Origin of the sequence: Sulfitobacter sediminis, from assembly GCF_040811725.1 — a bacterium.
Classification (GTDB): domain Bacteria; phylum Pseudomonadota; class Alphaproteobacteria; order Rhodobacterales; family Rhodobacteraceae; genus Sulfitobacter; species Sulfitobacter sediminis.
The window spans coordinates 1-231 of the sequence record NZ_JBFNXX010000292.1 but is presented as its reverse complement, the minus strand read 5'-3'; the positions used below and the strand labels follow the sequence as shown (position 1 = coordinate 231).

Sequence of the window (231 nt, the reverse complement as noted above, 5' to 3'; positions counted from 1 at the left end):
CCGCGGCGCCAACCACCGGCGCGACCCGAGCGGCTGCGAGAACAACTGCGGCGACAACAACGGCGGCGAGAACAACGGCGGCGATAATAACGGCGGCGAGAACAACGGCGGCGACAACATCGGCGGCGAGAACAACGGCGGCGTCAACAACGGCGGCGACAACAACGGCGGCGGCAATAACGGCGGCGACAAACATCGGAACTGCACACCGCTCGACTCCAGACACTCCTC

1 protein-coding gene is annotated in these 231 nt (G+C 66.2%); it reads left to right on the top strand.

Annotation, left to right across the window (positions count from 1 at the left end; translation table 11 throughout):
- Positions 1-231: hypothetical protein (locus AB2B41_RS24220; RefSeq protein WP_367880294.1), on the top strand; the 231-nt coding region annotated here is incomplete at both ends.